Source organism: Ruegeria sp. BB9 (assembly GCF_056539345.1).
In genome coordinates this window covers 1-25,941 of record NZ_JBQFUU010000006.1, presented here as the reverse complement: position 1 = coordinate 25,941, position 25,941 = coordinate 1, and the positions used below count along the sequence as shown (strand labels likewise).

The window sequence follows — 25,941 nt, the reverse complement described above, 5'->3', positions numbered from 1 at the left end:
TGCGACAAATGCCTCTGGCCCGCTGTGCCTTTCTGCGATAGGGATGCGCACTTGAAAACAGGATCACCACACAATGACGACACGCGCCGGATTCATCGCCCTGATCGGAGAGCCCAACGCAGGCAAATCCACCCTTCTGAACCGCATGGTCGGGGCCAAGGTCTCGATCGTGACGCACAAGGTGCAGACAACGCGTGCCCGGATCCGCGGCGTCGCGATGGAGGGTGATGCGCAACTGGTCTTCGTCGATACGCCGGGTCTGTTCAAACCCCGCCGCCGGCTTGACCGCGCGATGGTCGCGGCGGCCTGGGGCGGGGCGGCCGATGCCGACATCATCGTACTGATGGTCGAGGCGCATCGCGGTATCACCGAAGGCGTCGAGCGCATCCTGGATGGCCTGTCCGAGATCGCGCAGGGCCGCAAGGTGGCGCTGGCGATCAACAAGATCGACCGTGTCGAGGCCCCCGCGCTGCTGTCTCTGACCCGCGACCTGAATGACCGCTTCCCCTTTGCCGAAACCTTCATGATCTCGGCCGAAAAGGGCCACGGCGTCGAAGACTTGCGTGCCTGGCTGGCACAGCATCTACCCGAAGGCCCCTGGCTTTATCCCGAAGACCAGATCGCCGATCTGCCGCTGCGCATGATCGCGGCCGAGATCACGCGCGAAAAGCTGACCCTGCGCCTGCATCAGGAACTGCCCTATCAGCTGACGGTCGAGACCGAGAACTGGGAGGAGCGCAAGGATGGTTCGGCCAAGATCGACCAGGTCATCTATGTCATGCGCGACGGCCACAAGGGCATCGTGCTGGGCAAGCGCGGCGAGACAATCAAGGCCGTCAGCCAGGCCGCTCGGGCCGAGTTGGAGGAATTCCTTGATCGCAAGGTCCACCTTTTCCTGCAGGTGAAGGTCCGGCCCAACTGGCTGGAAGAGGCCGAGCGCTACTCGGAAATGGGGCTGGACTTCAAAGACGGCAACGCATGACCCGCCTGACTGCCGAGTTCTGGGTCCACGCCTACCTAGCCCGGCTGCGCCTGCACGAGATCCCCGCCTTTGTCGTATCCCATGGCGACGACACTGCCGGCGCGGTTCTGGTCAAGCTCAACACGCTCGACGGCAATGCCACCGCCTTTCAGCGCAGCTTCGACCTGCTCAGCGGCGCACGCAAATGGATCGAGCTCGCCACAGGTCCCGAAGCCGAGGTGGACGAGGCCATCGCCCGTCAGCGCAGCTTTGACTCCGATCTCTGGGTGATCGAGGTCGAAGACCGGCAAGGCCGGCATCTGTTGAACGAGGAAGGGCTGGACTGAGACCTGGACCTTTCAGGTCTGCCGATACAGCGCATTACGTCCGAATTTTCCGCGCAATTCATAGCCGTTTTGCTCCAGTTTGCCCGCAATATCGACCGACCAGAACCGTTCGTGCTGGAGTTCGAAAAAAATCGCCTTGGGTTTCTGGGTGGCCGAGGCTTCGGTGATCAGCGGGGCAAGCACCCGGTCTTCCTGGCCCTCGACATCCACCTTGACCAGATCGATCGGCGTATCCGGGTCGGATGGCAGAAACTCGGTCAGCGTCCGCACCTGAACCGATATACCGTTGGCGCCGCGCATCGGTTCGCCCAGTCTGGCCAACCCCAGGTTTCCCTGCGCTGGCACGAACAGCTCCATCTCGCCGCTATTGTCCGAAACCGCGCAATCATGGACCCGGATACAGTCAAATGCGTTCAGGCGGATGTTTTCTTCCAACCGCGCCCGCATGACAGGGTTGGGTTCGAATGCGTGGATCACCGATCCAGGCGCCGCGACGGCTGCCAGGCGAAGGGTGTGAGCCCCGGCATTGGCGCCAACGTCATAGGCAACGATCGGGCGGTCTTTGGGCAGGTCTTTCAGAATATGCCGCAAAGCACGTTCTTCTTGGGTGCGCCCCATGCGCCAGATCTGAAATTCCGTGTTGTTGTCGGCGGGATGAATACGCATCCGGCACCCGCGATAATCGACCTCGGTGGGTTTCAATTCGCGGCGGATGCGTTTCCTGATCTTGTTGGGGGTGTCCGGGTCATTGAAGATGTCGCGCAGAAGGTAATTCGGCCAGTCCATGGCATTGGATCCCGTTTTTGTTCCCCGTTCCGAGTGCTTTCTATCAGTCGGATCTGCATTGAAAAACACTTATTCCTATTTCCTGATCGGGCCGTTCCGCGTCTGTCAGGATGCTCCGGGCACCCACAAAGGCGACAGCGCCAGCCAGACGCCCGCGAACATGGCGATCCCGCCCAGGTTCACCCAGATGTGCCAGATCGCATAGCGGTAGGGCAGCGTCTTGCGGGCGTAGAACGCGGTTCCGATCACATAGCAACCCGACCCGGCCAGAATGCACCACAACGTCGCCACCGGTAGGCCCCGCAGATCGGGCAGGGCCAACAGCCCCAGCGCGCCCAACCCTAGGTAGGATGCCGTCGACCAGCGCGATTTCACTGTCTCGTTGGTGATCTTGTTCCAAACCGCCACCGCCGTCAGCGCCCAACACACTACCAGCAGGCCCAGGGTCCAAGGCGTTCCAGCCAGTACGAAGAATGGCGTGAAGGTGCCCGTAATGCTGGGATAGATCGCCGCGTGGTCGATGCGCCGCAGCAGTGTGCGCCGCTCGTGCAGCGGCAGAAAGTGATAGGCCCAGGACGCCAGGTTCGACGCTAGCGCACACAAGACGTAAACCACGACGGCGGCCACCAACGCGGCTTGCAGATGGGTTGCCGCCTTAGCTACCAGCAAGCCGCCCGCAATCAAGATCAACGCCAGGCCCACTGCATGCACCGTCATGTCCGCGCGGCGGAAGGCGGGAGAAATGCTGGGAAAGGTCGCGTCGGTCATGTCTGGTCTCGTGGCTGCCTGTTCTGGGTAATGCCGCCCTGGGTCCAGGTCCACAATTCCGGCACGTCAGCCGGCGTCTTCCGATTGAATTTGCTTCTTTCCGCGCCGCGCTCTACCGTCGCGGTCCGACGCGACCTCAAGGCAACCCAAGGGCCCCGCATGGACTGGCGCGACCATGGCATTCTTCTGACCGCCCGCCGCCACGGCGAAACCGCGGCCATCATTGAGGTGTTCACCGAAACCCATGGCCGCCATGCGGGCGTGGTGCGCGGGGGTGCCAGCCGCAAGATCGCTCCCATTCTGCAACCTGGCGCGCAGTTGGACGTGCTGTGGCGGGCGCGGCTGCAGGAACATATCGGCACCTTCCAGGTCGAGCCGTTGCGCTCGCGCGCGGCGGCGGCGTTTTCGGGGCGGCTGGCCCTGTCGGGGCTGAACGCGGTCGTGGCGCTGCTGTCCTTCTGCTTGCCCGAACGCGAACCGCACCCCGGCATCTATCGACAGACGGAACAGCTGATGGATCTGCTGGGCCAGGACGAGATCTGGCCGCTGGCTTACCTGCGCTGGGAACTGGCCCTGCTTGAAGAGCTGGGTTTTGGGCTGGACCTGACCCGCTGCGCCGTGACCGGCACGACCGAGGGGCTGGCCTATGTCTCGCCCAAGACCGGCCGGGCGGTCAGTGCCGAAGGGGCCGGGGATTGGGCCGACCGCCTGCTGCCTCTGCCGCCGGTGCTGCGCGGGCAGGGGGCCGCCCCGGATGACGAGATCGCCGCCGGGCTGCGCACGACCGGCTATTTCCTGGCGTATCGCGTGGCGCCATCGCTGGGTCACACGCCGCTGCCCGAGGCTCGTGCCCGTTTTGTCGATCAGTTCACTCGGCGGCTTTGAACACCATCTCGTGCCCGTCCTCGTTGCGCAGGATCAGCACGTCGCCCGACACCTCGGACTGCGTCATCGCCAGCAGCGCGGCGAAATAGAATCCTTCGGCCTCAAGCCCGGCGCAGGCGGCGCGGGTGGCGGTCAGGTCGGTGATTTCGAACCACGGATAGGGCGCGTTCAATGTGCCCGAGTAGCTGTTGCAGGGCGCGTTGCCTGCAATCTTGCCGTCTTCGGGAAAGCGCAGCAGGGCGCTGGCCTCATAGGGCTGGCCGTTTACTTCCTGCAGCACCCAGGTGCGGTCGGCCGCGCCATAGGCGGCAACGCTTTCGTCGCGGTCACATTGCAACAGGGCAAGGGCGGGCAGGATCAGGCTCAGACGCAGCATGAGGGCTTTCTATCGCGACTTTGGCGTCATTGCGCCAGCAGTTCGGCGCGCACCTCCATCCGAGGGCGCCAGTTGTAGCGCGTGTCCTCGCGCACCGGCGCCCAGAACAGATCACCCCCGTTGCGCCAGCCGTCCAGCACGATCGCGTCATAGGGCCCGTCACCCTTGGCACTGATCGCGGCGGAGTGGTGGATGATGCGGAACGGGGTCGGCGGCGAAGTGATCCAGTGCAGGTCCAGCGTGCGGAAGTTCTCTTGCCGCAGCCGCTTCAGGATGTCCTCGGCCCAATCATTGCACAGCCCGCGTTCGCGAAAACCGTTGATGACCTTGGCGTTGTGGATGATCGCCGGATCGGTGACCCGGTACTCGGCCCTCAGCTGCAGCGCATAGTCATGGGCGATCTGCGCCGCGCGGGCGGCTTCCTGCGGATCGACATCGGGGCCGAGGTTCTGAATGGCGCGGGTCAGACCGGCAACATCGCCCGAGGTCGTGCCGGACGGCGTGCTGCATCCCGCGATCAACAGGCCAAGAACAAGGATCAGAAAGCGCGCCATGGTTTCTCCGCAAGGCTTGTTCGGGCATCTGCATTGCGGCGGCGCAGCATGATGCGGTTCGCAGGCTACTTAGCCGAAACCGGTGCCTGAACCCAAGGCATATTTTGTTCTCCGCCGGAGCGTACGGTCCAGATCAGGGATGTACAATCCGGAAGATCGGGGCCCGAGAACCTGTTTGATTTGTACAAAAGAAAAGACCCGGCGCTGGGCCGGGTCAAGTTGGGGAAACCGCGACGGCCGGGCGCTTAGGCCAGCAGACGCCGCGCGATGACTTGCGCCTGAATCTCGGCAGCACCTTCAAAGATGTTCAGGATGCGGGCGTCGCACAGCACCCGGCTGATCTTGTATTCGAGGGCAAAGCCGTTGCCGCCGTGAATCTGCAACCCGTTGTCGGCCGCCGCCCAGGCGACGCGCGCGCCCAGCAGCTTGGCCATCCCGGCCTCGAGATCGCAGCGGTGGCCGTTGTCCTTTTCCCAGGCGCTGAAATAGGTCAGCTGACGGGCGATCATGATTTCGACCGCCATCATGGCCAGCTTGCCGGACACGCGCGGGAAGTTGATCAGGGCCTTGCCGAACTGCTTGCGCTCCTGCGCGTATTGCATGGCGATGTCCAGCGCGCTTTGGGCCACGCCGATGGCGCGGGCGGCGGTCTGGATACGCGCGGATTCGAAGGTTTCCATGAGCTGCTTGAAGCCCTTGCCTTCCTCGCCGCCCAGCAGGTTCTCGCCCTTGACGTGGAAGCCGTCGAAGGCCAGCTCGTATTCCTTCATGCCGCGATAGCCCAGCACCTCGATCTCGCCGCCGGTCATGCCGGGGGTCGGGAAGGGGTCGTCGTCGGTGCCGGGCGTTTTTTCAGCCAAGAACATCGACAAGCCCCGGTGATCGGTGGTTTCGGGATCGGTGCGCGCCAGCAGCGTCATCACATGGGTGCGCGCGGCATGGGTGATCCAGGTCTTGTTGCCGGTGATCTTGTAGTCACCGTTTTCGTCCTTGACCGCGCGGGTGCGCAAGCTGCCGAGGTCCGAGCCGGTGTTGGGTTCGGTGAACACGGCCGTCGGCAGGATCTCGGCGCTGGCGATCTTGGGCAGCCATTGGGCCTTTTGGTCGTCGGTGCCGCCCGCGATGATCAACTCGGCCGCGATCTCGGACCGGGTGCCAAGGCTGCCGACGCCGATATACCCGCGCGACAGTTCTTCGGAGACCACGCACATCGACGCCTTGGACAGGCCGAACCCGCCGTATTCCTCGGGGATGGTCAGGCCGAATACGCCCATCTCGGCCAGTTCCTCGATGATTTCCATCGGGATCAGCTCGTCCTTGAGGTGCCATTCATGGGCGTTTGGCTCGACACGATCCAGCGCATAGCGGCGGAACTGCTCGCGGATCATCTCAAGCTCTTCATCCAGGCCCGAGGCGCCGAACATGGTGGCCCCGGATTGGTCTTGCATCAGCTGAACCAGACGGCTGCGCGCGGCCTGGCTGTTGGCCTGTGCCATCAGAGTCTGTACCTCGGCGCATTGGAAGCCCGACAGCGCATCCCAGCCCAGCCCCAGATCCTGCAGGCGCACGACCTCGCCCTGGTTCATCGGGATGCCGCCGGCGACCTGGTGCAGATATTCGCCAAAGGCGATCTGGTGCAGCAACTGCTCCATCTCGCCGAACTTGCCCTGGGCGTCCAGCGCCTCGGCCCATTTCTGCATCTGCTGCAGCGACTGGTTGTAGGTCGCCAACCAGGCCAGCCCATGCGCGGCGGTCTGGTTCGCCTCGACCAAAGCGCCCGAGACGCGACCCTCGGCCGAGACCATCGCGCGCACGGCATCGCGCGCCCGGTCAAAGACGGACTGAACCGCCGGCAGCGCGGCCCCCGTCAGGGTCAGAAGATCAGGCAGAACCGGCTGAGAAGTCATGTTCGTCATATCTTGTCCGTCATGGGCCATGAATCACGTCCTTTGCTGGGTTATCTGGTCATATCATGCTGCAACTGCAGCGCAACAAAAATTCACAAAATGCGTCGAAAAGGTCCAAAAATTACGTAACGAATTTTGCGGTGCAGAGAAAATCTGCGGTGGTATGTAGGGGCAATGGATCTGTTTTCTTTGATGTCCCTGCCCGAACTCTACCTTGCGTTCGCGGTCGCCTTTCTGGCCGGAGCGGTGAAAGGCATGGTCGGTTTCGCCATGCCGATGGTCCTGATTTCGGGGCTCAGCATGATGCTGCCGCCTCAGCTTGCGCTGGCCGGGCTGATCCTGCCAACGGTTGTGACGAACGGGATCCAGGCCTTGAGAGAAGGACGCGCGGCAGCGATGTCTTCGATCCGGCAGTTCCGGGTCTTTCTTTCCGTCGGGCTGGTTTTTTTGTTGGCGAGCGCTCAGCTGATCAGCCTGGTTCCATCGCAGGCTTTCCTTCTGATGATCGGAATTCCCGTCACGTTCTTTGCCACGATCCAACTGCTGGGCGTGAAACTGAGCCTGTCTGAACAATCGCCGAAGATCGAGGCCGCAGTCGGTGCGGTTACCGGGTTCATTGGCGGCATATCAGGCGTTTGGGGACCTCCGACCGTTGCCTATCTGACTGCGCTGAATACCCCCAAATCCGAACAATTGCGCATTCAGGGCGTAATCTATGGCTTGGGAGCCTTGGCTCTGGTCGTGGCGCATATTGGATCAGGCGTGTTGCGGGCTGAAACCGTGCCGTTCTCGGCTGCGCTGACCCTTCCGGCTTTGGCCGGCATGTGGCTGGGATTGCAGATGCATGATCGGATTGATCAGGCCACGTTCCGCAAGGCGACTTTGTTGGTTCTGATGATCGCAGGTGCGAACTTGCTGCGCAGGGGGGTGTTCGGTTGAACGCTCAACCCTTACGTTCAAAATAGAGGAAGGCAAAAAACAGTCCGAACATCAGGAACAGCAGTCCCGAAAGATCGCCGATCAAAAAGGCAAAATACTCGGCCGTCGCGCTGCCAAAAGCCAGGTTGGTCAGGCCGGACACCAGGATTGACGTGATGACTCCGACCCCCATGATGCAGGCCCAGCAGGGCGCCCGATCAGCGGCGGGAAACAGATCCCATCCTAGCCATTTCAACAAATAGAATACGGCCGGCGCCGTCGTGACCGCAATCAAGATGGCCAGCAGGCGGCTGGTCAGAAAAACGTCCGAGCCACCGAGTGTCGCGAAAACCAGAAAGACACCGGGCAGCATGGCAAGTATCGCACGCCACCCCAAGAGCCACGCCGCAAGGACCCGCACGCCGTGCGGAAGAAATAACAGGCTGGCGCGGCTTGGGTACTCTGGAAAGAACACGTTCTGCATGGGCATCAGAACCCAAAAGGTCAGAAACGAGGCGCCGATATAGGCCAACGAAGCAAAAAACGTGTCAGAGGCCCACGATCGCATAATGCAATGCTTCTTTTAGGTCTGCTCAGCGGTCAACGCGGGGCGTTGACGACATACCGTCCCCGATTGGCGTTTCCGCTTTGAGACAAGTAGCCCTTCTGAACCAGCGACTTGAGGGCGCGGAAGAAGGTCGGGCGCGAAACGCTTTGCACCAAAGTGTGCTCGATCAGGCCATAGGTCCGGACTTCGCGCGTGTCTTTCGACAGCTCTTCGGCCGCGTAATAAATGTCACGCTCTACCGGAGAAAGCTCTTCGAGCCCCAACGTGCGTTCCATGCTCTGCATCAACTTGCGCAGTTCCGCCAGTTTCGAGATCTCGGTCATTTCCATTCCTGATTTTACCAGTGCCACGAATTGATATCCGCTTGGTCAAATGACCCATGATAGTCGCCTATCACGCGGCATATCTCATGTTGACACTCATCCCCTTGATAATACACTACCGCCTTGATTAGGCTGCTCATCTTGCGAGTGTGAGTGTCCGCGCGCGAGCTGCCCAAAGGTTTTTTCAGTCTTGGCCCGGTGCAATTTGCGCCGGGCTATTTCCTTGTAATGGGTCCTTGACTTACTGCATGATTTTTAGGCGGGCAACGAATTTGTTCATGCCAATGTCACATTGCAACTGCAGGAAGAACAAATAACTGCAAGGACCCGTTATTGTGCGCGCAGGGGCCCGCAACCGCGCCCCTGCATGTCGGTTCAGCCGATTGCGACGGCTTTGATGTCTTCGTCGATGAACGGCAAATACTGTTCAAAGTTCTCGGCGAACATCTGCACCAGCTTTTCGGCTTGCCGGTCGAATGCGGCCTGATCGTCCCATGTGCGGCGCGGATCCAGCAGAACTTCGGGCACACCAGGGACCGTCACCGGAACGTCGAAGCCGAAATTGGCGTCCTTGCGATACTCGGCATCGGCCAGCGACCCGTCCAATGCGGCCGTCAGCAGGGCACGCGTGGCTTTGATCGGCATCCGGCTGCCAACGCCGTATGCGCCGCCGGTCCAGCCGGTATTGACCAGCCAGCAGGTTGCGCCGTGCTGGGCGATCTTGTCGCGCAGCAGCTTGCCGTATTCCTCGGGGCGGCGCGGCATGAACGGGGCGCCGAAGCAGGTCGAGAAGGTGGGCTGCGGCTCGGTCACGCCGCGTTCGGTTCCGGCAACCTTCGAGGTGAAGCCCGACAGGAAATGGTACATCGCCTGCGCCGGGGTCAGCCGTGCGATCGGCGGCAGGACGCCAAAGGCATCACAGGTCAGCATGATGATGTTTTTCGGGTGCCCGCCCAGAGCCGTCTTGGAGGCGTTCGAAATGTATTCCAGCGGGTAGGCGCACCGCATGTTCGCGGTCAGGCTGTCATCGTTGAAATCCAGTTTCAGGGTTTCGGGATCGAAGACCATGTTCTCGATCACCGTGCCGAACTTCGACGTGGTCGCGTAGATCTCGGGTTCCGCTTCGGCGCTCAGATTGATTGTCTTGGCATAGCATCCGCCTTCGAAGTTGAAGGTCCCGCGATCCGACCAGCCGTGCTCGTCGTCGCCGATCAGAACACGTGCCGGATCAGCCGAAAGCGTGGTCTTGCCGGTGCCGGACAGGCCGAAGAAAACGGCGGTGTCGACGGGGTTGCCCACAGCATGGTTGGCCGAACAGTGCATCGGCATCACGCCTTTTTCGGGCAGCAGGTAGTTCAGAAGCGTAAACACGGACTTCTTGTTCTCGCCCGCGTATTCGGTGCCGCCGATGAGAATCAGTTTGCGGTCAAAGTTCAGCGCGATCACCGTTTCGCTGCGGCAATCGTGCTTTTTCGGGTCCGCCTGGAAGCTGGGGCAGTTGATGATGGTGTAATCTGCGATGAATTCGTCCAGGTCCTCGCGGTCCGGGCGACGCAGCAGGTGCCGGATGAACAGGTTGTGCCAGGCCAGTTCCGTAACCATGCGCACATTGATCGCATAGGCAGGATCAGCGCCGCCAACCAGATCCTGAACGAAGTAGTCCTTGCCTTTCATATGGGCCAGCATGTCGGCGTACAGCGCGTCAAAGCCAGCGGGGCTCATTTCCGCGTTGTTTTCCCACCAGATGCTGTCCGCCACGCTTTCGGTCCGGACGACGTGCTTGTCCTTGGGTGACCGGCCCGTGAACTTGCCGGTGGACACCAGAAACGCTCCGCCATTGCCCAGCGTGCCTTCATTCCGCTTGAGCGCCTTCTGAATCAGCGCCGGCTCCATCAAGTTGTAATAGACATTGCCCAGCCCCTCGATGCCTTGATCTTCGAGGCGGAACTGCGGGTTTACCCGTCCAAATGTCATTCGTGTCTTCTCCTGTGGCGGCGCTGCGGCGGTTGGGGCCGTCTGCGCTCATGAGGCGTAGTGCCGGTTAGTCCGGCGGATAAGGGCCTCATATCACGGCCGTTTAGGGCATGAACAGGACGGTTTGGCACAGTTAGCGCAACCAAGGCCGGGTTTAGCGCAACCAAGATTTTCCGGTCGGAAAACCCGGGCACTTTCGGAAGCGCAGGACGACCTTTTTGTCGCAGGATCGTGAACAATGTGGCGCGATTCGTACATCCGGATTGATTCGCGGCCTTAAAAAAGCCAAGAATGCCCTACAAAAAGCAAAAATACATCGTGAGTGAGCAGGTAAAGGGGCAGCCCTATGTCTAAGATTGCACTGGTGGATGACGATCGGAACATTCTGACGTCCGTATCCATGACGCTCGAGGCCGAAGGGTTCGAGGTCGAAACCTACAATGACGGGCAGGCAGCCCTTGATGCGTTCAACAAGAAACTGCCGGACATGGCGGTTCTGGACATCAAGATGCCCCGCATGGACGGCATGGATTTGCTGCAGCGGCTGCGGCAGAAAACCCAGATGCCGGTGATTTTCCTCACGTCCAAAGACGATGAGATCGACGAGGTTCTGGGCCTGCGGATGGGCGCGGATGACTACGTGAAAAAGCCATTCTCTCAACGCCTTCTGGTCGAGCGCATCCGTGCACTGCTGCGCCGTCAGGAAGCGACCGACGGGGATGCGTCGGCTGCAACCACCGGGGACGCAAAGGTGATGGAGCGCGGCGATCTGCGCATGGACCCCCTGCGTCACGCGGTCAGCTGGAAGGGGACCGATGTTTCGCTGACGGTCACGGAATTCCTGCTGCTGCAGGCCTTGGCGCAACGCCCCGGCTTCGTCAAAAGCCGCGATCAGCTGATGGATGTCGCATATGACGATCAGGTCTATGTCGACGACCGGACCATCGACAGCCACATCAAGCGTCTGCGCAAGAAGATGCGTGCGGCTGATCCCGAGTTTTCGGCTATCGAAACGCTGTACGGTATCGGGTACCGTTACAACGAGGAATAAGCCGGGCCGGCTTTCTGCAAAGGTGAATTTGTTTCGTGCGTGACACCGAGCAATCCAGCGAGTTGCGCGACGGTGACGTCGTTCTGGGCGATGATTGGGTCATCCCGCAAGACCCCGAGTCGGCCGAGCTGCGCGCGCGGCGATCGCGGCGTACTCTGTTCACGCTGCGCAACTCGCCGCTGGCGCGCAAGATCATCACGTTCAACCTGATTGCTTTGGTGATCCTGGTCGCGGGGCTATTGTACCTGGACGACACCCGAAAAGAGAGGGTCCAGCAAACGGCGCGGGACCTGATCGGAGACGCGCAACTGGTCAGCAACGTCTTCGAGGCCCAGCTGCGCCAGGTCGCCGGATCGCGGGACGCTTCTGACCTTAACGTCAAGGCGACCCTTGCAGGGCTGAGCATCCCCGAGGGCGGCGAAGTCTTCGTCTATGACAGCACCGGCACGTTGATCGGCTGGACTCGCGGTTCCTCGACCGTGGCGGAATTGCCGGGCCTGATTCAGGCCGAAGCGGATGTTCCGACTGGCAGCACATTGATCTCTGATGCCCTGACCGCCGTCTGGAATGGTCTGTATTCGGTTTTCACCACCGGATCTGAAACCGAGGCGCCGACGCTGGCACAGCGGGTTCAGGACATCATACCAAACGCGCTGGACGGCCACATGCAGGTTCACGCCGTGTCTGACGCGGCCGGAGACACCGTGATTGTGGCGGCGTCGCCGATCGTTCTGGATGGCGCCCCTGTGGGGGCTGTCGCAATGGCCGGCCCCGCCGGAGAAATCGACGCGCTGGCTCGGAAAGAGCAGGAGCGCATTCTGCAGATGTTTGTCGTTGCCCTGCTGGTCTCGGTGGGTCTCAGCCTTGTGTTGGCCTCGACCATCGCGAACCCGTTGGCGGATCTGGCCGCTGCGGCCGAAATGGGCAAAGACCGCGGCACTGGGGTTAATCCCGGTCGTATCCGCATCCCCGACCTGAGCGCCCGCCCGGACGAGATTGGTCGGCTTAGCCGCGCGCTGCGGGGAATGGTGACGGCGCTCTACAACCGGATAGACGCCAACGAACAGTTCGCGGCTGATGTCGCCCATGAGATCAAGAACCCCTTGGCCAGCCTGCAATCGGCCGTCGGTACGCTGCGAATGGTCAAGCGCGACGATCAACGTGAGAAACTGTTGGGCGTCATCGAGCACGATGTCCGCCGGTTGGACCGCCTTGTCAGCGACATCTCGAACGCGTCCCGCCTGGATGCTGAACTGGTCAAAGAGCAGGAGCAGCCCTTCGATCTTCTGAAGCTGATAGGCAATATCGGTCAGTACCTGGGCGAAGATGCCCGGTCGAAGGGGATCGACTACATTACGGATTTGCCGTCCAAGCCCATCGTCATAAACGGGCTCGAGGCCCGTCTGGCGCAGGTATTCGTTAACCTGATCACAAATGCCATCTCCTTCTGCGAGGAAAGCGACGCGATCCGCGTTTGGGTGCGCCAACGCGAAAACCGGGTTCTGGTTGTTGTCGAAGACACCGGCCCCGGTATTCCGGACCAGGCTCTGACCAAGGTTTTCAAGCGCTTCTACTCGCAGCGCCCGGCCGAGCATTTCGGCAACAACTCGGGCCTTGGACTGGCGATCTCGAAACAGATTGTCGAGGCCCACGGCGGCGTCATCTGGGCCGAGAACATCCGTCCGACCGAGGCGGACATCACGTCGGACCCGCAAGGTGCGCGGTTTGTCGTGGGTCTTCCCCTCTAGGCGATGTGCGCTTTGCGCCTTCCCGAGATGCCCAGCGATGATCCGGTCTGCGTGCACGCCACATGCGTAGCCGTTGCTGGCCGCGGCGCCCTGATTTCGGGGCCGTCCGGGGCCGGAAAATCGGCACTTGCATTGCAGATGATGGGTTTCGGCGCGGACCTGGTCGCCGATGATCGTGTGAATTTAACCCTGTCGGGCGACCGGGTGATGGCGGATGCGGTCCCTCAGATCCGTGGATTGGTCGAAGCCCGCGGCGTCGGCCTGCTGCGCGCCACGGCCTGCGGCCCCGTTCCGTTGGAATGGATCGTGGATCTGGATCAGGTGGAAGCCCAGCGACTGCCGGAGCCGCGACAGGTTCTTGTCCTGGGACATCCTGTTCCCTTGCTTCGAGCCGCAGGCGTCCCCAACTTGGCGTCAGCACTTGTTCAACTGATGAAAATGGGGCGCGTCGATCCGCAATGGCCAAGCACATGACAGCACAAACGCGCATCGTTCTGGTGACAGGTCCGTCGGGCGCGGGCCGGTCGACGGCGATTCATGTGCTCGAGGATCTGGGCTATGAGGCCATCGATAACTTGCCGATGGGCATGTTGCTGCGCTTGATGGAGGGCGCGGATCCTTCCCGGCCGATGGCGTTGGGGATCGATGCCCGCAATCGTGATTTCTCGACCATCGGTTTTATCGAATTGGTCGCCAAACTGGGTCGGATGAGCCAGGTGGACCTATCCACGCTTTATCTGGATTGCAGCGACGAAGTGCTGTTGCGCCGATTTTCGGAAACCCGGCGCCGTCATCCGGTCGCAACCGATGCCAGCCCCGAAACCGGTATCCGTCAGGAGAAGGAATTGTTGGAGCCGATCCGCGAGATCGCCGACACTCTGATCGATACCAGCGTGCTCAACGTGCACCAGCTGCGATCCGAGGTCGAACGCTGGTTCGCGCCGGAAGGGGGCCGGCATCTGGCCGTTTCAATCGAGTCCTTCTCCTACAAACGGGGGCTGCCGCTGGGTCTGGACATGGTGTTCGATTGCCGATTTCTGGCCAATCCCTATTGGCGTCCGGAACTGCGCGAGGCTGATGGTCGCAATCCGGACGTTGCGTCCTATGTTCAGGCTGACACAAACTATGCCGCCTTCTTCGAACGGGTGGTGGAACTGTTGCTGTCTCTGCTGCCCGCCTTCAAGGCCGAGGGCAAAACGCACCTGTCGGTCGCTTTTGGCTGTACCGGGGGTCAACACCGCTCGGTCGCGATGGCCGAAGCGGTCGCAAAAGCCCTTGCAGAGCAGGGGCAGCCGGTGGCAATTAGACACCGCGAGATGGAACGTCGATCGTTGAATGTGAGGCCGGATTGATCGGAATTGTAATCGTGGCGCATGGCGGATTGGCCCAGGAATACCTGGCGGCCATGCAGCACGTCGTGGGCAAGCAACCCGGCCTTGTGGCAGTGTCGATCGACGCCGATCATGATCGCGAGGAAAAGCAGGCCGAAATCTGCCGGGCCGCGGATGCTGTGGATGTCGGCGACGGAGTTGTTGTCGTGACCGATCTGTTCGGGGGCAGCCCCTCGAATCTCAGTCTACGCGCCTGTGCGCCGCAGGACCGCAGAATTCTTTACGGCGCCAACCTTCCGATGCTGATCAAACTGGCCAAAAGCCGCCAACTTCCGGTCGGGGACGCCGTCCGTAGGGCCATGGAGGCTGGACGAAAGTACATCAATGCGCAAAATGTGACATTGGACTGACATCGGATCGATTGAATATGGCCACCAAAAGCTTGAAAATAATCAACGAAAAGGGTTTGCACGCGCGCGCTTCAGCCAAACTGGTCGAGGTGGTCGAAGGGTTTGACGCCCGCGCCGAAGTGTCCAAAGACGGAATGTCCGCGTCGGGTGACAGCATTATGGGCCTTTTGATGTTGGCGGCTTCGCGTGGAACGACTATTGACGTCGAAACGTCCGGGCCGGATGCTGAGGCGCTGGCAGTCGCGCTGGAAGCATTGGTGAACGACAAGTTCGGCGAAGGTTTCTGACGCAGGGCACTGCTACGAAACAAGAACGGGAAGACCAGGAATTGGCGGAAACCACGCACGATACCAAGACCAACACGGTGGTGGCCGAGACCGCGGAAGCGGGCGAAATCTACGACCGCCGCACGCTGACCTACGCAAATTCGTTTGACGACGCCTGGACCTCGACGGCCATCAAGGCGATCGAATGGTGCACAGGCAAGCTGACCATTCTGCGCATGGTCAACAAGTTCGAAAAGCAGAATGAAAAGTATCGCGGCCAGAAATTCTGGGGTGGTGCCCTTGGTATCATGGGAATCGACCTGACCACGCCCGAACACCAGATTGCGCGCATTCCGAAAGAGGGGCCCGTTGTGGTGGTAGCCAATCACCCGCATGGGATGGTGGACGGCATGATCCTGGCCGAGTTGATCGGACGGGTGCGCCAGGACTACCGTATCCTGACCCGCTCGGTTCTGACCGGGCTGGATGAGGCCGCGACCTCGTTCATGATCCCGGTCCCGTTTCCACATGACCCCGAAGCCCAAAGCAAGATGCTCGAGATGCGGGGCAAAGCGATGGAGCACCTCAAGAACGGTGGTGTCGTCGCGCTGTTCCCATCCGGGGTGGTGATGTCTTCCGACACCTGGTTCGGCCCCGCTCAGGAACGCGAATGGAACGTGTTCACAGCTAAGATGATCCGGCGATCCGGTGCTAAGGTCCTGCCCATCTACTTCCCCGGCAGCAACTCGCGCTGGTACCAGATTGCCAACAAACTATCGGCAATTCTGCGTCAGGGACTTCTGCTGCATGAGATCGTCCGGTCCTGCAACAAACCGATCGGCCCGGTAATCGGAGAGCCGATTTCGGACGAGGACATGAAACTGCTCGAACGCGACCCGCGCGGATTCATGGCCTGGCTCAGAAAACACACGCTGGCCTTGGGGCAGTCACCACAAGCCTGATCCACCGTTCATTGGCGCGAAAATATCGCGGGCGAGCGGGTCGGTCCCTTGACGGCTTAGCGCGTCGGGACCGGAACCTCGCCACGGTAGTCATAAAACCCGCGATCGGTCTTGCGGCCCAGCCAGCCGGCCTCGACATATTTCGTCAGCAACGGGCAGGGGCGGTACTTTGTATCCGCCAACCCTTCATGGAGGACGTTCATGATGGCCAGGCAGGTGTCCAGCCCGATGAAATCGGCCAGTTCCAGCGGGCCCATGGGATGATTGGCGCCCAGCTTCATGGATTGGTCGATCGACTGAACGCTGCCGACCCCTTCATACAGAGTATAGACGGCCTCGTTGATCATCGGCATCAGGATGCGGTTCACGATGAAGGCCGGAAAATCCTCGGCGCTGGCGGCGGTTTTGCCCAACCGATCCACCACGGCCTTGCAGGTAGCAAAGGTTTCTTCGTCGGTGGCGATACCGCGAATCAACTCGACCAATTGCATGACAGGAACCGGGTTCATGAAGTGGAACCCCATGAACCGCTCCGGCCGATCCGTCCGGCTGGCAAGCCTTGTGATCGAAATGGACGAGGTGTTCGACGTCAGGATCGTGTGAGCCTGCAAATGCGGCTGCAGATCCTCGAAAATCGCATGCTTGATGGCCTCACGCTCGGTCGCGGCTTCGATCACGAGGTCCGTCTGGCCGATCTCCGGAAGGTTCAGCGTGGTCTTGATCCGCTGCAGTGCGGCCTGCATCTCGTCGTCACCGATCTTGCCGCGTGACACCTGACGAGCCAGGTTGCCCTTGATCGTTTCAATGGCAGCATCCAGCGCATCCTGGCTGATGTCGTTCAGCAGAACGTTATACTCTGCCAACGCCATCACATGGGCGATTCCGTTGCCCATCTGGCCCGCGCCGATTACTCCGACTGATTTCACGTCCATATTGAACTGCCTTCCGCATCAAGGTTCAGGGGGGACATTATCGGCAGTCCGGGTTGCGCGGCAAGGGGTTGGGACCGGTCCAATTCGCTTCAAATGCGCACATTAGAGTTTTCTAAACACCTAAGGCCGCAGAATGGCGATTGGGTGAAGAAAATGGGTGGCTGACATGAGTTATCATGAGTCGGGCGCGACTGGTGTCGAGGAATCCGTCTGCCGGTACGGGGCGTCAAAATTGTGGTTTCGCGGGCCAAAGCGAGCGTTGCAGGTACCATATGTGGCCTGCGTCGGCGGCACCGAGACATTCGGTCGGTTCGTCGATTCTCCGTTTCCCGCCGCGTTGGAGCAGCGGCTGGAAATGCAGTGTCTGAATCTGGGCAGTCTGTTCACGGGTGCCGAGGGGTTGGCGCGGGATCCGGAAATTCTGAGCCTGATGAATGGCGCCGAGGTTTGCGTTCTGCAACTGCCATCGGCGCTGAACCAGTCCAACCGGTTCTACCGTGTTCATCTCCGACGCAATGATCGGGTGCTCGAGGCGACCTCGGACCTTTCCGCCTTGTACCCCGAAGTTGACTTCGCCGACGTTCATTTTGTGCGGCACCTTATGTCCAGGTTGTCGGCCTTTTCGGATGCACGGTTCGAAATGGTGGCCGCCGAGTTGCGGCGGGCTTGGGCAGTGGCGCTTCGCACCCTGTTGGACAACGTCACCAGCCGGGTTCTGCTGCTGTGGCTGGACTGGGATCACAGCCCGGCAGTCGGGCTGGATGCGCGCGGGGTATCTGATCCGGTACCAATTACACAGGCCATGATTGATGGGGTGTCGGATGGAGGGGTGCCAACCGTGAAGATGACGGTGCGCCCTTCAGGTGCTTCGGATGATCTTGAGGACATGCTGTTCGGCACGATGCAGCAACCGATGGCGGAATATATGATCGGGCCAGCCACGCACCGGGCCATTGCCGAACGTTTGCTGCCTGCGATCCGAGACCTCGAATGAAAAAGGCCCGCCAATTTGGCGGGCCTTGAGTTCTCGAAAAGAAGGACCGTCAGCCCAGCTTTTCGGTAAGCTCCGGCACGGCCTGGAACAGGTCCGCGACCAGGCCATAGTCCGCGACCTGGAAGATCGGAGCTTCCTCGTCTTTGTTGATCGCGACGATGATCTTCGAATCCTTCATGCCGGCCAGGTGCTGGATCGCACCCGAAATGCCAACCGCGATGTACAGATCGGGTGCAACGACCTTGCCGGTCTGACCCACCTGCCAGTCGTTCGGGGCATAGCCCGAGTCGACTGCCGCACGCGACGCACCAACCGCGGCACCCAGCTTGTCGGCCAGGGCTTCGATCAGTTTGAAGTCTTCTTCAGAGCCAACACCACGGCCGCCCGAGACAACGACGCCGGCCGAGGTCAGTTCTGGACGGTCGCTTTCGGCGACCTTGTCCTCGACCCATTCCGACAGGCCGGGGTTTTCACCGACCGATACGGTCTCGACCGGGGCCGATCCGCCTTCGCCGGCCGCATCAAAGCTGGCCGTACGGAAGGTGATGACCTTCTTGGGATCGTTCGACTTGACGGTCTGGATCGCGTTGCCCGCGTAGATCGGGCGCTCGAAGGTCGAGCCGTCCACCACGCCCGAAGCGTCCGAGATCACCATAACGTCCAGCAGCGCGGCCACGCGCGGCATGACGTTCTTGGCGTCGGTGGTGGCGGGCGCCACGATATGCTCATAGCCGTCGGCCAGGCTGACGATCAGCGCGGCGGTCGATTCGGCCAGACGGTGACCCAGCGACGGGTCTTCAGCGACCAGAACCTTGGACACGCCGTCGATCTTGGCGGCGGCTTCGCCGGCAGCGGCGGCCGAGCCGCCCGCGGCCAGAACGGTCACGTCACCCAGCTGCTTGGCAGCGGTGACCGCCTTGGCGGTTGCGTCGATCGCCAGTTCGCCATTGTTGACTTCGGCAAGCAGAAGTACAGCCATTACACAGCCCCCGCTTCTTTGAGTTTCCCGACCAGCTCGTCGACCGAGCCCACGATGATGCCAGCGGCGCGTGCCGGCGGCTCTTCGGTCTTGACGACTTCGAGGCGCGGCGTGACGTCGACGCCGTAATCGGCGGCGGTTTTTTCATCCAGCGGCTTTTTCTTGGCCTTCATGATGTTCGGCAGCGACGCATAGCGCGGCTCGTTCAGGCGCAGGTCGACGGTGATGATGGCCGGCATCTTGACGCTGATGGTCTGCAGGCCGCCGTCAACTTCACGCGTGACCTTGGCAGTGTCGCCTTCGATGTCCAGCTCGGACGCGAAGGTGCCCTGGCTCCAGCCCAGCAGAGCCGACAGCATCTGGCCAGTGGCGTTCATGTCGTTGTCGATCGCCTGCTTGCCGCACAGAACCAGTCCAGGCTGCTCTTCCTCGACCACCTTGGCCAGGATCTTAGCGACGGCCAGCGGTTCGATGTCCTGGTGGACGTCATCAGCCGCGACCACTAGAATGGCGCGGTCAGCACCCATGGCCAGCGCGGTGCGCAGCGTTTCCTGCGCCTGCTTGACGCCGATCGAAACGGCCACGACCTCGTCGGCTTTGCCGGCTTCTTTCAGGCGGATCGCCTCTTCGACGGCAATCTCGTCGAACGGGTTCATCGACATTTTGACATTGGCGAGATCAACACCGCTGCCGTCCGCTTTGACACGAACTTTCACGTTGTAGTCGATCACGCGCTTGACAGGCACAAGTACCTTCATTTTTGCGTACGCTCCTTACAAAAACGGCAAGCCGCAATGCGACTCCACCAATGCTCTCGTCGGCCTAGATAGCGCCTTGCGGGGCGTCGGGACAGGGCAAAATCGTCACGTCATGTCGTGGGGACGTCGCGTTTCACGCTTTTTGACGTGAAGGAACGAAAGATTGTTACCCGGCCGATGGGCGGTTTTGCCGCGCCGGATGGTGCGAAAACGCGTTCAAGAAGCTCGGGTTTCAGCGGTTCGCGCCGGCCATTCGGGCCGGGGCTTCGCCCTTCCGGTCGCCACAACGTCCACTGGACGTTGTGCCGCTTTCAGCGGTTCGCGCCCGGAACCCACAAGACGTCATCGCGGCCGCCATTGTTGGCGCAACGGGCTGCCACGAAAAACCAGTCGCTGAGGCGGTTGAGGTATTTCACCGCGGCCTCGTTCACCGGTTCCATGTTGGTTAATTCGACGGCCAGGCGCTCGGCGCGCCGCGAGACCGTGCGGCAGACATGCAGATGCGCCGCCAGCTTTGATCCGCCCGGCAAGATGAAGCTGCGTAGTGGCTCAAGGTCGGCATTCATCGCGTCGATTTCCGACTCCAACCGGTCGATCTGGGCCGGGGCGATCCGCAAGGGCGGGTAATCAGCCTCGGCATCTTTTTCCATGTCGGGGCGGCACAGGTCAGCGCCCAGGTCGAACAGATCGTTCTGGATGCGTGCGAGCGCCGCATCGACCTCGCCCTCGGCCTCGGTGCGAGCCACGCCGACAAAGGCGTTCAGTTCGTCCACCGTGCCATAGGCCGCCACGCGGCCCGAGTACTTCGCAACCCGTTCGCCATTGCCCAACGCGGTTTTGCCGTCGTCGCCGGTGCGGGTATAAATCTTGTTCAGAACGACCATCTACTGCACTCCCTGTCCACGCAGATAGACGTAGAGCACGATCAGCACCACGGCAATGAACTGAAACAGGATGCGCAGCCGCATCATCTTGTTGCTTTTCTTGGCAGCCGCCATGCCGCCCTTGCCGAAATTGGATATGCCGATGGCCAGAACAACGACGACCGCCGCCATGGCCAAAAGAAGTACGCCCATTAGAAGGTCCATGAACTCACCGTCCGCATTTGTTGTATCCTTGCCGCTCCATCTAGCGGGGCGGCCCGCGAAAGCGAACGGGTAATTTCGTCTCAGATACCCGAAAGGATGCGGTCAATCGTACCCGTTGGCAGAATGCGGCGCAAATAACCCGCGATATAGGTCGGTGTGGTCACGTAGTATCGAGCCTTGGGCGACTTTGCCTCGAGCGCGCGGGCAAGTTTGTCGGTTACCGCAGACGCCGGCAGCTCGAACCGGTCGGGGCCCGAGTCTTCGTACAGACGTTTGAGCAGCGACTCCTCATACTTGTCGCGCAGGGCCGAGCTTTCCCAATCTATGAACCGTTCAAAAATCGGTATGGCCTTCTCGCGCAGTTTAGAGGTGATGGGACCGGGTTCAATCAGCACCACTTTGATGCCGGTGCCGCGCAGCTCCAGCCTCATCGTGTCGGTCAGGCCTTCGATAGCGTATTTCGTGGCGACGTAGGCGCCGCGCCAAGGAAAGGCAACCAAACCCAGTACCGACGAGTTCTGCACGATGCGGCCGTGGCCCTGTGCACGCATGACGGGTATCACCTGGCGGGTCAGTTCGTGCCAGCCAAAAACATTGGTCTCGAAGATATGGCGCAACCCGTCGGTGGGCACGTCTTCGATCGCGCCGGGCAGCCCATGGGCACCGTTGTTGAACAGCGCGTCCAACGTGCCGCCCGTTGCTTCGAGAACATTGTCCAATCCCGAAGTGATCGTTTCGGCATCGGTATAGTCGATTCTTGGGCTGTCAAAGCCTTGAGCCCTCAGCCTGTCGCAATCGCGCTGATGTCTGCAGGCGGCAAACACACGCCAGCCGCGCGCACGCATTCCGTGTGCCGCGTCCAGACCAATGCCGGATGAGCATCCGGTGATGAGGATGGATTTCTGCATGTCTGCCCCAAAGTCGTCCTCGGCAAAAACTATTGCGAGGATCGGCCTCCGGCAATGACGGCATCACGTCAATTTGTGCTTTTTCGGATCAACGAGGAGGAAATCCAGCCAACCTGTTGCTCGGGCAACACGCGCAGGCGCAGCCAACCGGTTCCGGACTCGCTCAGAACTTCGACCTGCTGACCCATCCGCGCTTTGCCGATGATCGGATAGATCGTGCCGGGGCCGTCGCGCATGTTCACGCGAGTGCCGGACACGATGCGAATGTCTTTCGGCGGCTCTGACGGTGCAGGGGCTGCTGCTTCCGGTTCGGACTCGGTGTCCAGAACCTGGACGGCCGCGTTTTCATCCAGCGACGCCAGCGAGAAGGTACCGCCGGTATTGTCGAAACTGGACAGATCAGAATTCAGACCGGCCGCGATCTGCGCCAGCAACGCCTCGGTATCGACGGCATCGGCGGCGGGGATCGGTTCCGGCTTAGGTTCGGACGGCTTGGCGGGGCGCAGGGCCACTTTCGTCACAAGCTCGGTTGCCGGGGAGGGGACCAGTGGCCTGGTCTCGGGTTTCTCAGCTGCCGCAACGACGGGTGGTGCCTCGGCGCGGGTTCCGCGCGGTTCGAATTCGGATCCACCGCTCATGACGTAGAAGAACCAGCCGAGCATGGCAAAAGTAACAAGCATAAGGCGCGTCATGGCGCATCCCCCGGTAATCATAACAACAAGAAAAAGGCAGCATTCAATTGTTGGGATCCTACCATAGTTCGGGTCCCGAGTCGAAAATCGGGGGAAATCGCCGGGTTGGCTCCCCCTGTTGCAAAAACCCCGACTTGTCCCCAGCAAAATATGCCTTGGTTGCTTTACCACGCGCGCCGGGCGTCGTATCACATCATCTATGAACGACACGATCGACGACCCCAACATGGAGGCCCCCGACGCCGGGGGCGAGGTGGCCGAACCGCTGCGCCGGGCAATTGGCGAGCGTTATCTAACCTATGCTCTCTCCACCATCATGCACCGCGCGCTGCCGGATGCGCGCGACGGGCTGAAGCCGGTTCACCGGCGAATCCTCTACGCTATGCGCGAGCTGCGACTCAGCTCCTCGGGCGGGTTCCGCAAGTCGGCCAAGATCTCGGGTGACGTTATGGGTAACTATCACCCGCACGGGGACGCCGCGATCTATGACGCGATGGCGCGTCTGGCGCAGGATTTCAACGTCCGCTACCCGCTGGTCGACGGGCAGGGGAATTTCGGCAATATCGACGGCGACAACCCGGCGGCCTCGCGCTACACCGAGGCCCGGATGACCATCGTTGCCGAGGCGTTGCTGGAGGGGCTGAACGAGGACGCCGTCGATTTCCGCGACAACTATGACGGCACGCTGACCGAACCGGTCGTCTTGCCGGCACAGTTCCCGAACCTTCTGGCCAATGGCGCCTCAGGCATTGCCGTGGGCATGGCGACGAACATCCCGCCCCACAACATCGCCGAGCTGTGCGACGCCTGTCTGCATCTGATCAAGACGCCCGACGCGCGTGACGACACGCTGCTGAACTATGTGCCGGGGCCCGATTTCCCAACGGGCGGCGTAATCGTAGAACCGGCCGAGAATATCGCGCAGGCCTATCGCACGGGGCGCGGATCGTTCCGGCTGCGTTGCAAATACGAGGTCGAGGATCTGGGCCGCGGCCAGTGGCAGATCGTGGTCACCGAGATCCCGTATCAGGTTCAGAAATCCAAGCTGATCGAAAAGATCGCCGAGCTGATCCAGACCAAGAAGATACCGATCCTGGGCGATGTGCGCGACGAATCCGCCGACGACATCCGCCTCATCCTCGAACCGCGCTCCAAGAACGTGGACCCCGAGGTGTTGATGAACATGCTGTATCGTAACTCGGATCTCGAGGTGCGGTTCAGCCTGAACATGAACGTGCTGATCGACGGGGTGACGCCCAAGGTCTGCTCGATGAAAGAGGTGCTGCGCGCCTTCCTCGATCACCGGCAAGAGGTGCTGCTGCGCCGCTCTCGTCACCGCATGGCCAAGATCGACCACCGGTTGGAGGTGTTGGAGGGCTTTATCGTTGCCTTCCTGAATCTCGACCGCGTGATTGATATCATCCGCTATGACGACGATCCCAAGGCCGCGCTGATGCGCGAGAATTGGGGCATCGACCATGTCCGCGCCACCAGCGAGGCCGACTATGTCTCGCCCAAGCCGGGCGAGGGCGAATTGTCCGAAGTTCAGGTCGACGCGATCCTGAACATGCGCCTGCGCAGCCTGCGTCGGCTCGAAGAGATGGAACTGGTCCGTGAGCGTGACGCGCTGATGGAAGAGCGCGCAGAACTCGAGGATCTGCTGGCGGATGAGGGTCTGCAATGGGCCAAGATCGCCGAGCAGCTGAAAGAGACCAAGAAGACCTTCGGCAAGGATTATGAGGGCGGCGCGCGTCGCACCCGGTTTGCCGAAGCAGGCGAGGTCGAGGACGTACCGCTTGAGGCGATGATCGACAAGGAGCCGATCACGGTCGTCTGCTCGCAGATGGGCTGGATCCGTGCCATGACCGGCCATATCGACCTGAACCGCGAGCTGAAGTTCAAGGACGGCGACGGGCCGCAGTTCATCTTCCATGCGGAAACCACCGACCGGCTGCTGGTCTTCGCATCGAACGGGCGGGTCTACACGGTCAGCGCCGCGAACCTTCCCGGTGGCCGGGGAATGGGTGAGCCGCTGCGCCTGATGGTCGATCTGCCCAACGAGGCGCAGATCGTCGATATCCTGATCCACAAGCCGGGGCGCAAATTGCTGGTTGCTTCGGATGCGGGCAACGGGTTCATGGTGCCCGAGGACGAGGTGCTGGCCCAGACCCGCAACGGCAAACAGGTGCTGAACGTCAAGGATGACGAGCGCGCGGTGATCTGCAAGCCGATCGAGGGCGATCACGTCGCTGTGGTATCACAGAACGGCAAGTTTCTGGTGTTCCCGGTCTCCGAACTGCCCGAGATGACGCGGGGCAAGGGCGTGCGTCTCCAGAAATACAACATGGCGCGCGGGCGCCAGGGCACGCTGGAGCTGGATGGCGGCCTATCCGACCTGACGACGTTCAACTGGGAGGACGGTTTGAAATGGTCAATGGGCGGCGACAAGACGCGGCATGAGGCAGATATGTCTCAATGGCTGGCAAAGCGCGCAAGCGTCGGAAAAAAACCGCCCTATGGGTTCCCGCGCGACTACAAGTTCTCGTGATCGTGCGCCGACCACGGTGGAAATCTGCCGATACGGCTTGGCACAAGCTGCATCGGTGCGCTAGATCAAAGAAAAACAGGCCTATCGAGACGAGACAATGCTGCGCATTCTGACCCTGATTACCGGACTGGCCCTGGTGGGCGCCTGCACGCAGACGCAACTCTATGAAGAACCGGAAGATCTGGGTGAATTCAAGCTGCGTGTGAACTATGCGTTTGCCGACAAGGCCGTCCAGGGGCCGGTGTCTCGTGACGCGACGCCCCAGGAATGGACCGAAGCGATCCAGAAGGCCGTCGATATCCGCCTTGGTCGCTATCAGGGCTCGCAGGAGTATGACATCGGGATCAGCCTCGAAGGCTATATGCTGGCGCCTCCTGGTATTCCGGTGATCTACAACCCCAAAAGCACAGCGATCGTTCTGGTCAACGTCTATGATGTCGGCAAGAAAGAGTTTCTGGCCAAGGGCAAGCAGTTCCAGGTCCTCGAAGATACCACCGGTGGCAGCGCTCTGAAGGGCTCGGGCAACGAACGCACCAAAGAAGAGCAGATGAGCGGTTTGGCACTGAAAGTGGCCGACCGCGTCGAGGAATGGCTGGCTGAAGAGCACAAGGACAACGGGTGGTTCGACCTGCGCCCCGGCCTGATCCAACCGATTGAATCCGGACAGGCGATACAAAACCCGGCATAGTTTTGAGGATTTCCCTCAGGATGTGCTTGATTTTCCGCTTTGAACCAAATATCTCGCGCGCGCAGATGTAACCACGGGACCAAGGGTCCCCCAAATCGCAAAAGGGCGCCTGAGGAATGGCAAAGGAAAAGTTTGAGCGTACAAAACCGCACGTCAACATTGGCACGATTGGCCACGTTGACCACGGCAAGACGACGCTGACCGCAGCAATCACCAAGT

At 61.0% G+C, this 25,941-nt stretch carries 30 protein-coding genes; 15 read left to right on the top strand and 15 right to left on the bottom strand.

Features of this window, described 5'->3' with window-relative positions:
• Positions 1–73 precede the first annotated feature (73 nt).
• Complete coding sequence (gene era / locus ACR0FC_RS17810) at positions 74–982, top strand: GTPase Era (RefSeq protein ID WP_170342652.1); 909 nt, start codon at positions 74–76, stop codon at positions 980–982.
• Entirely contained in the window at positions 979–1,308 is a 330-nt protein-coding gene (locus tag ACR0FC_RS17805; protein WP_170342650.1) for a DUF1491 family protein, read from the top strand. Before era ends, ACR0FC_RS17805 begins: the two co-directional genes overlap by 4 nt.
• A 12-nt stretch (positions 1,309–1,320) precedes the next feature.
• Here ACR0FC_RS17805 and ACR0FC_RS17800 read toward each other — a convergent pair whose 3' ends face one another.
• On the bottom strand, positions 1,321–2,094 hold the full coding sequence (locus ACR0FC_RS17800; RefSeq protein ID WP_170342648.1) for an FkbM family methyltransferase: 774 nt from the start codon (positions 2,092–2,094) through the stop codon (positions 1,321–1,323).
• 105 nt (positions 2,095–2,199) lie between these two features.
• Positions 2,200–2,862, bottom strand: coding sequence for a PAQR family membrane homeostasis protein TrhA (gene trhA, locus ACR0FC_RS17795; RefSeq protein ID WP_170342646.1), 663 nt, complete (start codon positions 2,860–2,862; stop codon positions 2,200–2,202).
• Positions 2,863–3,021: 159 nt separating this feature from the next.
• Between trhA and recO the strand changes: the two genes are divergently transcribed.
• On the top strand, positions 3,022–3,747 hold the full coding sequence (recO, locus tag ACR0FC_RS17790; RefSeq protein ID WP_170342645.1) for a DNA repair protein RecO: 726 nt from the start codon (positions 3,022–3,024) through the stop codon (positions 3,745–3,747).
• Here recO and ACR0FC_RS17785 read toward each other — a convergent pair.
• The 3 genes from ACR0FC_RS17785 to ACR0FC_RS17775 form a co-directional block, all read right to left on the bottom strand.
• The gene (locus tag ACR0FC_RS17785) at positions 3,731–4,123 is read right to left on the bottom strand and encodes an META domain-containing protein (protein ID WP_170342644.1); all 393 of its coding nucleotides are present in this window, start codon (positions 4,121–4,123) and stop codon (positions 3,731–3,733) included. The two genes, recO and ACR0FC_RS17785, sit on opposite strands and share 17 nt — an antisense overlap.
• Before the next feature lie 26 nt (positions 4,124–4,149).
• Positions 4,150–4,677, bottom strand: coding sequence for a hypothetical protein (locus ACR0FC_RS17780; RefSeq protein ID WP_170342642.1), 528 nt, complete (start codon positions 4,675–4,677; stop codon positions 4,150–4,152).
• A 245-nt stretch (positions 4,678–4,922) separates the two neighbouring features.
• Positions 4,923–6,614 (bottom strand): acyl-CoA dehydrogenase family protein, encoded by a 1,692-nt coding sequence (locus ACR0FC_RS17775; RefSeq protein ID WP_170342641.1) that lies wholly within the window; start codon positions 6,612–6,614, stop codon positions 4,923–4,925.
• Between the two features lie 144 nt (positions 6,615–6,758).
• On the opposite strand from ACR0FC_RS17775, the gene ACR0FC_RS17770 reads away from it, so the two are divergent.
• Positions 6,759–7,523: a sulfite exporter TauE/SafE family protein gene (locus tag ACR0FC_RS17770; RefSeq protein ID WP_170342640.1), complete on the top strand. Its 765-nt coding sequence runs from the start codon at positions 6,759–6,761 to the stop codon at positions 7,521–7,523.
• Positions 7,524–7,527: 4 nt separating this feature from the next.
• Here the strand turns inward: ACR0FC_RS17770 and ACR0FC_RS17765 are convergent, their stop codons facing one another.
• From ACR0FC_RS17765 to ACR0FC_RS17755, 3 genes are all read right to left on the bottom strand, one after another.
• Positions 7,528–8,070, bottom strand: a complete 543-nt coding sequence (locus ACR0FC_RS17765) for a hypothetical protein (RefSeq protein ID WP_254437850.1) — start codon at positions 8,068–8,070, stop codon at positions 7,528–7,530.
• 32 nt (positions 8,071–8,102) lie between these two features.
• Positions 8,103–8,420, bottom strand: coding sequence for a hypothetical protein (locus ACR0FC_RS17760; RefSeq protein WP_254920234.1), 318 nt, complete (start codon positions 8,418–8,420; stop codon positions 8,103–8,105).
• A 348-nt stretch (positions 8,421–8,768) separates the two neighbouring features.
• The gene (locus ACR0FC_RS17755; RefSeq protein ID WP_170342638.1) at positions 8,769–10,367 is read right to left on the bottom strand and encodes a phosphoenolpyruvate carboxykinase; all 1,599 of its coding nucleotides are present in this window, start codon (positions 10,365–10,367) and stop codon (positions 8,769–8,771) included.
• Positions 10,368–10,713: 346 nt separating this feature from the next.
• On the opposite strand from ACR0FC_RS17755, the gene ACR0FC_RS17750 reads away from it, so the two are divergent.
• The 7 genes from ACR0FC_RS17750 to ACR0FC_RS17720 are packed head-to-tail and all read left to right on the top strand — an operon-like array spanning position 10,714 to position 16,135.
• Complete coding sequence (locus tag ACR0FC_RS17750) at positions 10,714–11,418, top strand: response regulator transcription factor (RefSeq protein ID WP_170342637.1); 705 nt, start codon at positions 10,714–10,716, stop codon at positions 11,416–11,418.
• 35 nt (positions 11,419–11,453) lie between these two features.
• Complete coding sequence (locus tag ACR0FC_RS17745; RefSeq protein WP_170342636.1) at positions 11,454–13,166, top strand: ATP-binding protein; 1,713 nt, start codon at positions 11,454–11,456, stop codon at positions 13,164–13,166.
• Between the two features lie 3 nt (positions 13,167–13,169).
• Positions 13,170–13,640, top strand: coding sequence for an HPr kinase/phosphorylase (locus ACR0FC_RS17740; protein WP_254432993.1), 471 nt, complete (start codon positions 13,170–13,172; stop codon positions 13,638–13,640).
• On the top strand, positions 13,637–14,518 hold the full coding sequence (gene rapZ, locus ACR0FC_RS17735) for an RNase adapter RapZ (RefSeq protein ID WP_170342634.1): 882 nt from the start codon (positions 13,637–13,639) through the stop codon (positions 14,516–14,518). Before ACR0FC_RS17740 ends, rapZ begins: the two co-directional genes overlap by 4 nt.
• Positions 14,515–14,907 carry a PTS sugar transporter subunit IIA gene (locus ACR0FC_RS17730; protein WP_093965293.1) on the top strand — a complete coding sequence of 131 codons (393 nt, stop codon included), beginning with the start codon at positions 14,515–14,517 and terminating at the stop codon, positions 14,905–14,907. Before rapZ ends, ACR0FC_RS17730 begins: the two co-directional genes overlap by 4 nt.
• A 17-nt stretch (positions 14,908–14,924) precedes the next feature.
• A complete protein-coding gene (locus ACR0FC_RS17725) occupies positions 14,925–15,194 on the top strand; it encodes an HPr family phosphocarrier protein (protein ID WP_093965295.1) in 270 nt (89 codons plus the stop codon).
• 41 nt (positions 15,195–15,235) lie between these two features.
• Positions 15,236–16,135, top strand: a complete 900-nt coding sequence (locus ACR0FC_RS17720; protein ID WP_170342633.1) for a lysophospholipid acyltransferase family protein — start codon at positions 15,236–15,238, stop codon at positions 16,133–16,135.
• Positions 16,136–16,191: 56 nt separating this feature from the next.
• On the opposite strand, the gene ACR0FC_RS17715 is transcribed toward ACR0FC_RS17720, so the two are convergent.
• The gene (locus ACR0FC_RS17715; RefSeq protein WP_170342631.1) at positions 16,192–17,067 is read right to left on the bottom strand and encodes a 3-hydroxybutyryl-CoA dehydrogenase; all 876 of its coding nucleotides are present in this window, start codon (positions 17,065–17,067) and stop codon (positions 16,192–16,194) included.
• 166 nt (positions 17,068–17,233) lie between these two features.
• On the opposite strand from ACR0FC_RS17715, the gene ACR0FC_RS17710 reads away from it, so the two are divergent.
• Positions 17,234–18,061 (top strand): DUF6473 family protein, encoded by an 828-nt coding sequence (locus ACR0FC_RS17710; RefSeq protein WP_217358674.1) that lies wholly within the window; start codon positions 17,234–17,236, stop codon positions 18,059–18,061.
• Positions 18,062–18,110: 49 nt separating this feature from the next.
• On the opposite strand, the gene ACR0FC_RS17705 is transcribed toward ACR0FC_RS17710, so the two are convergent.
• The 6 genes from ACR0FC_RS17705 to ACR0FC_RS17680 all read right to left on the bottom strand — a co-directional run bounded on the left by ACR0FC_RS17705 (position 18,111) and on the right by ACR0FC_RS17680 (position 22,486).
• Positions 18,111–19,040: an electron transfer flavoprotein subunit alpha/FixB family protein gene (locus ACR0FC_RS17705; protein ID WP_170342627.1), complete on the bottom strand. Its 930-nt coding sequence runs from the start codon at positions 19,038–19,040 to the stop codon at positions 18,111–18,113.
• A complete protein-coding gene (locus tag ACR0FC_RS17700; protein ID WP_170342626.1) occupies positions 19,040–19,798 on the bottom strand; it encodes an electron transfer flavoprotein subunit beta/FixA family protein in 759 nt (252 codons plus the stop codon). The genes ACR0FC_RS17705 and ACR0FC_RS17700 overlap by 1 nt, the downstream gene beginning before the upstream one ends.
• A 311-nt stretch (positions 19,799–20,109) precedes the next feature.
• Entirely contained in the window at positions 20,110–20,682 is a 573-nt protein-coding gene (locus ACR0FC_RS17695; protein WP_170342624.1) for a cob(I)yrinic acid a,c-diamide adenosyltransferase, read from the bottom strand.
• Positions 20,683–20,886, bottom strand: coding sequence for a twin transmembrane helix small protein (locus ACR0FC_RS17690; RefSeq protein WP_093965306.1), 204 nt, complete (start codon positions 20,884–20,886; stop codon positions 20,683–20,685).
• A gap of 80 nt (positions 20,887–20,966) precedes the next feature.
• Complete coding sequence (locus ACR0FC_RS17685) at positions 20,967–21,794, bottom strand: SDR family NAD(P)-dependent oxidoreductase (protein ID WP_170342623.1); 828 nt, start codon at positions 21,792–21,794, stop codon at positions 20,967–20,969.
• Positions 21,795–21,862: 68 nt separating this feature from the next.
• On the bottom strand, positions 21,863–22,486 hold the full coding sequence (locus ACR0FC_RS17680) for an SH3 domain-containing protein (protein ID WP_254437849.1): 624 nt from the start codon (positions 22,484–22,486) through the stop codon (positions 21,863–21,865).
• Positions 22,487–22,685: 199 nt separating this feature from the next.
• Here ACR0FC_RS17680 and ACR0FC_RS17675 point away from each other — a divergent pair, with 199 nt between their 5' ends.
• The 3 genes from ACR0FC_RS17675 to ACR0FC_RS17665 all read left to right on the top strand — a co-directional run.
• Positions 22,686–25,034 (top strand): DNA topoisomerase IV subunit A, encoded by a 2,349-nt coding sequence (locus ACR0FC_RS17675; RefSeq protein ID WP_170342622.1) that lies wholly within the window; start codon positions 22,686–22,688, stop codon positions 25,032–25,034.
• 97 nt (positions 25,035–25,131) lie between these two features.
• A complete protein-coding gene (locus ACR0FC_RS17670; RefSeq protein ID WP_170342620.1) occupies positions 25,132–25,722 on the top strand; it encodes a hypothetical protein in 591 nt (196 codons plus the stop codon).
• 116 nt (positions 25,723–25,838) lie between these two features.
• A partial coding sequence (locus ACR0FC_RS17665; RefSeq protein WP_377181647.1) for a GTP-binding protein occupies positions 25,839–25,941 on the top strand: 103 nt, incomplete at its 3' end.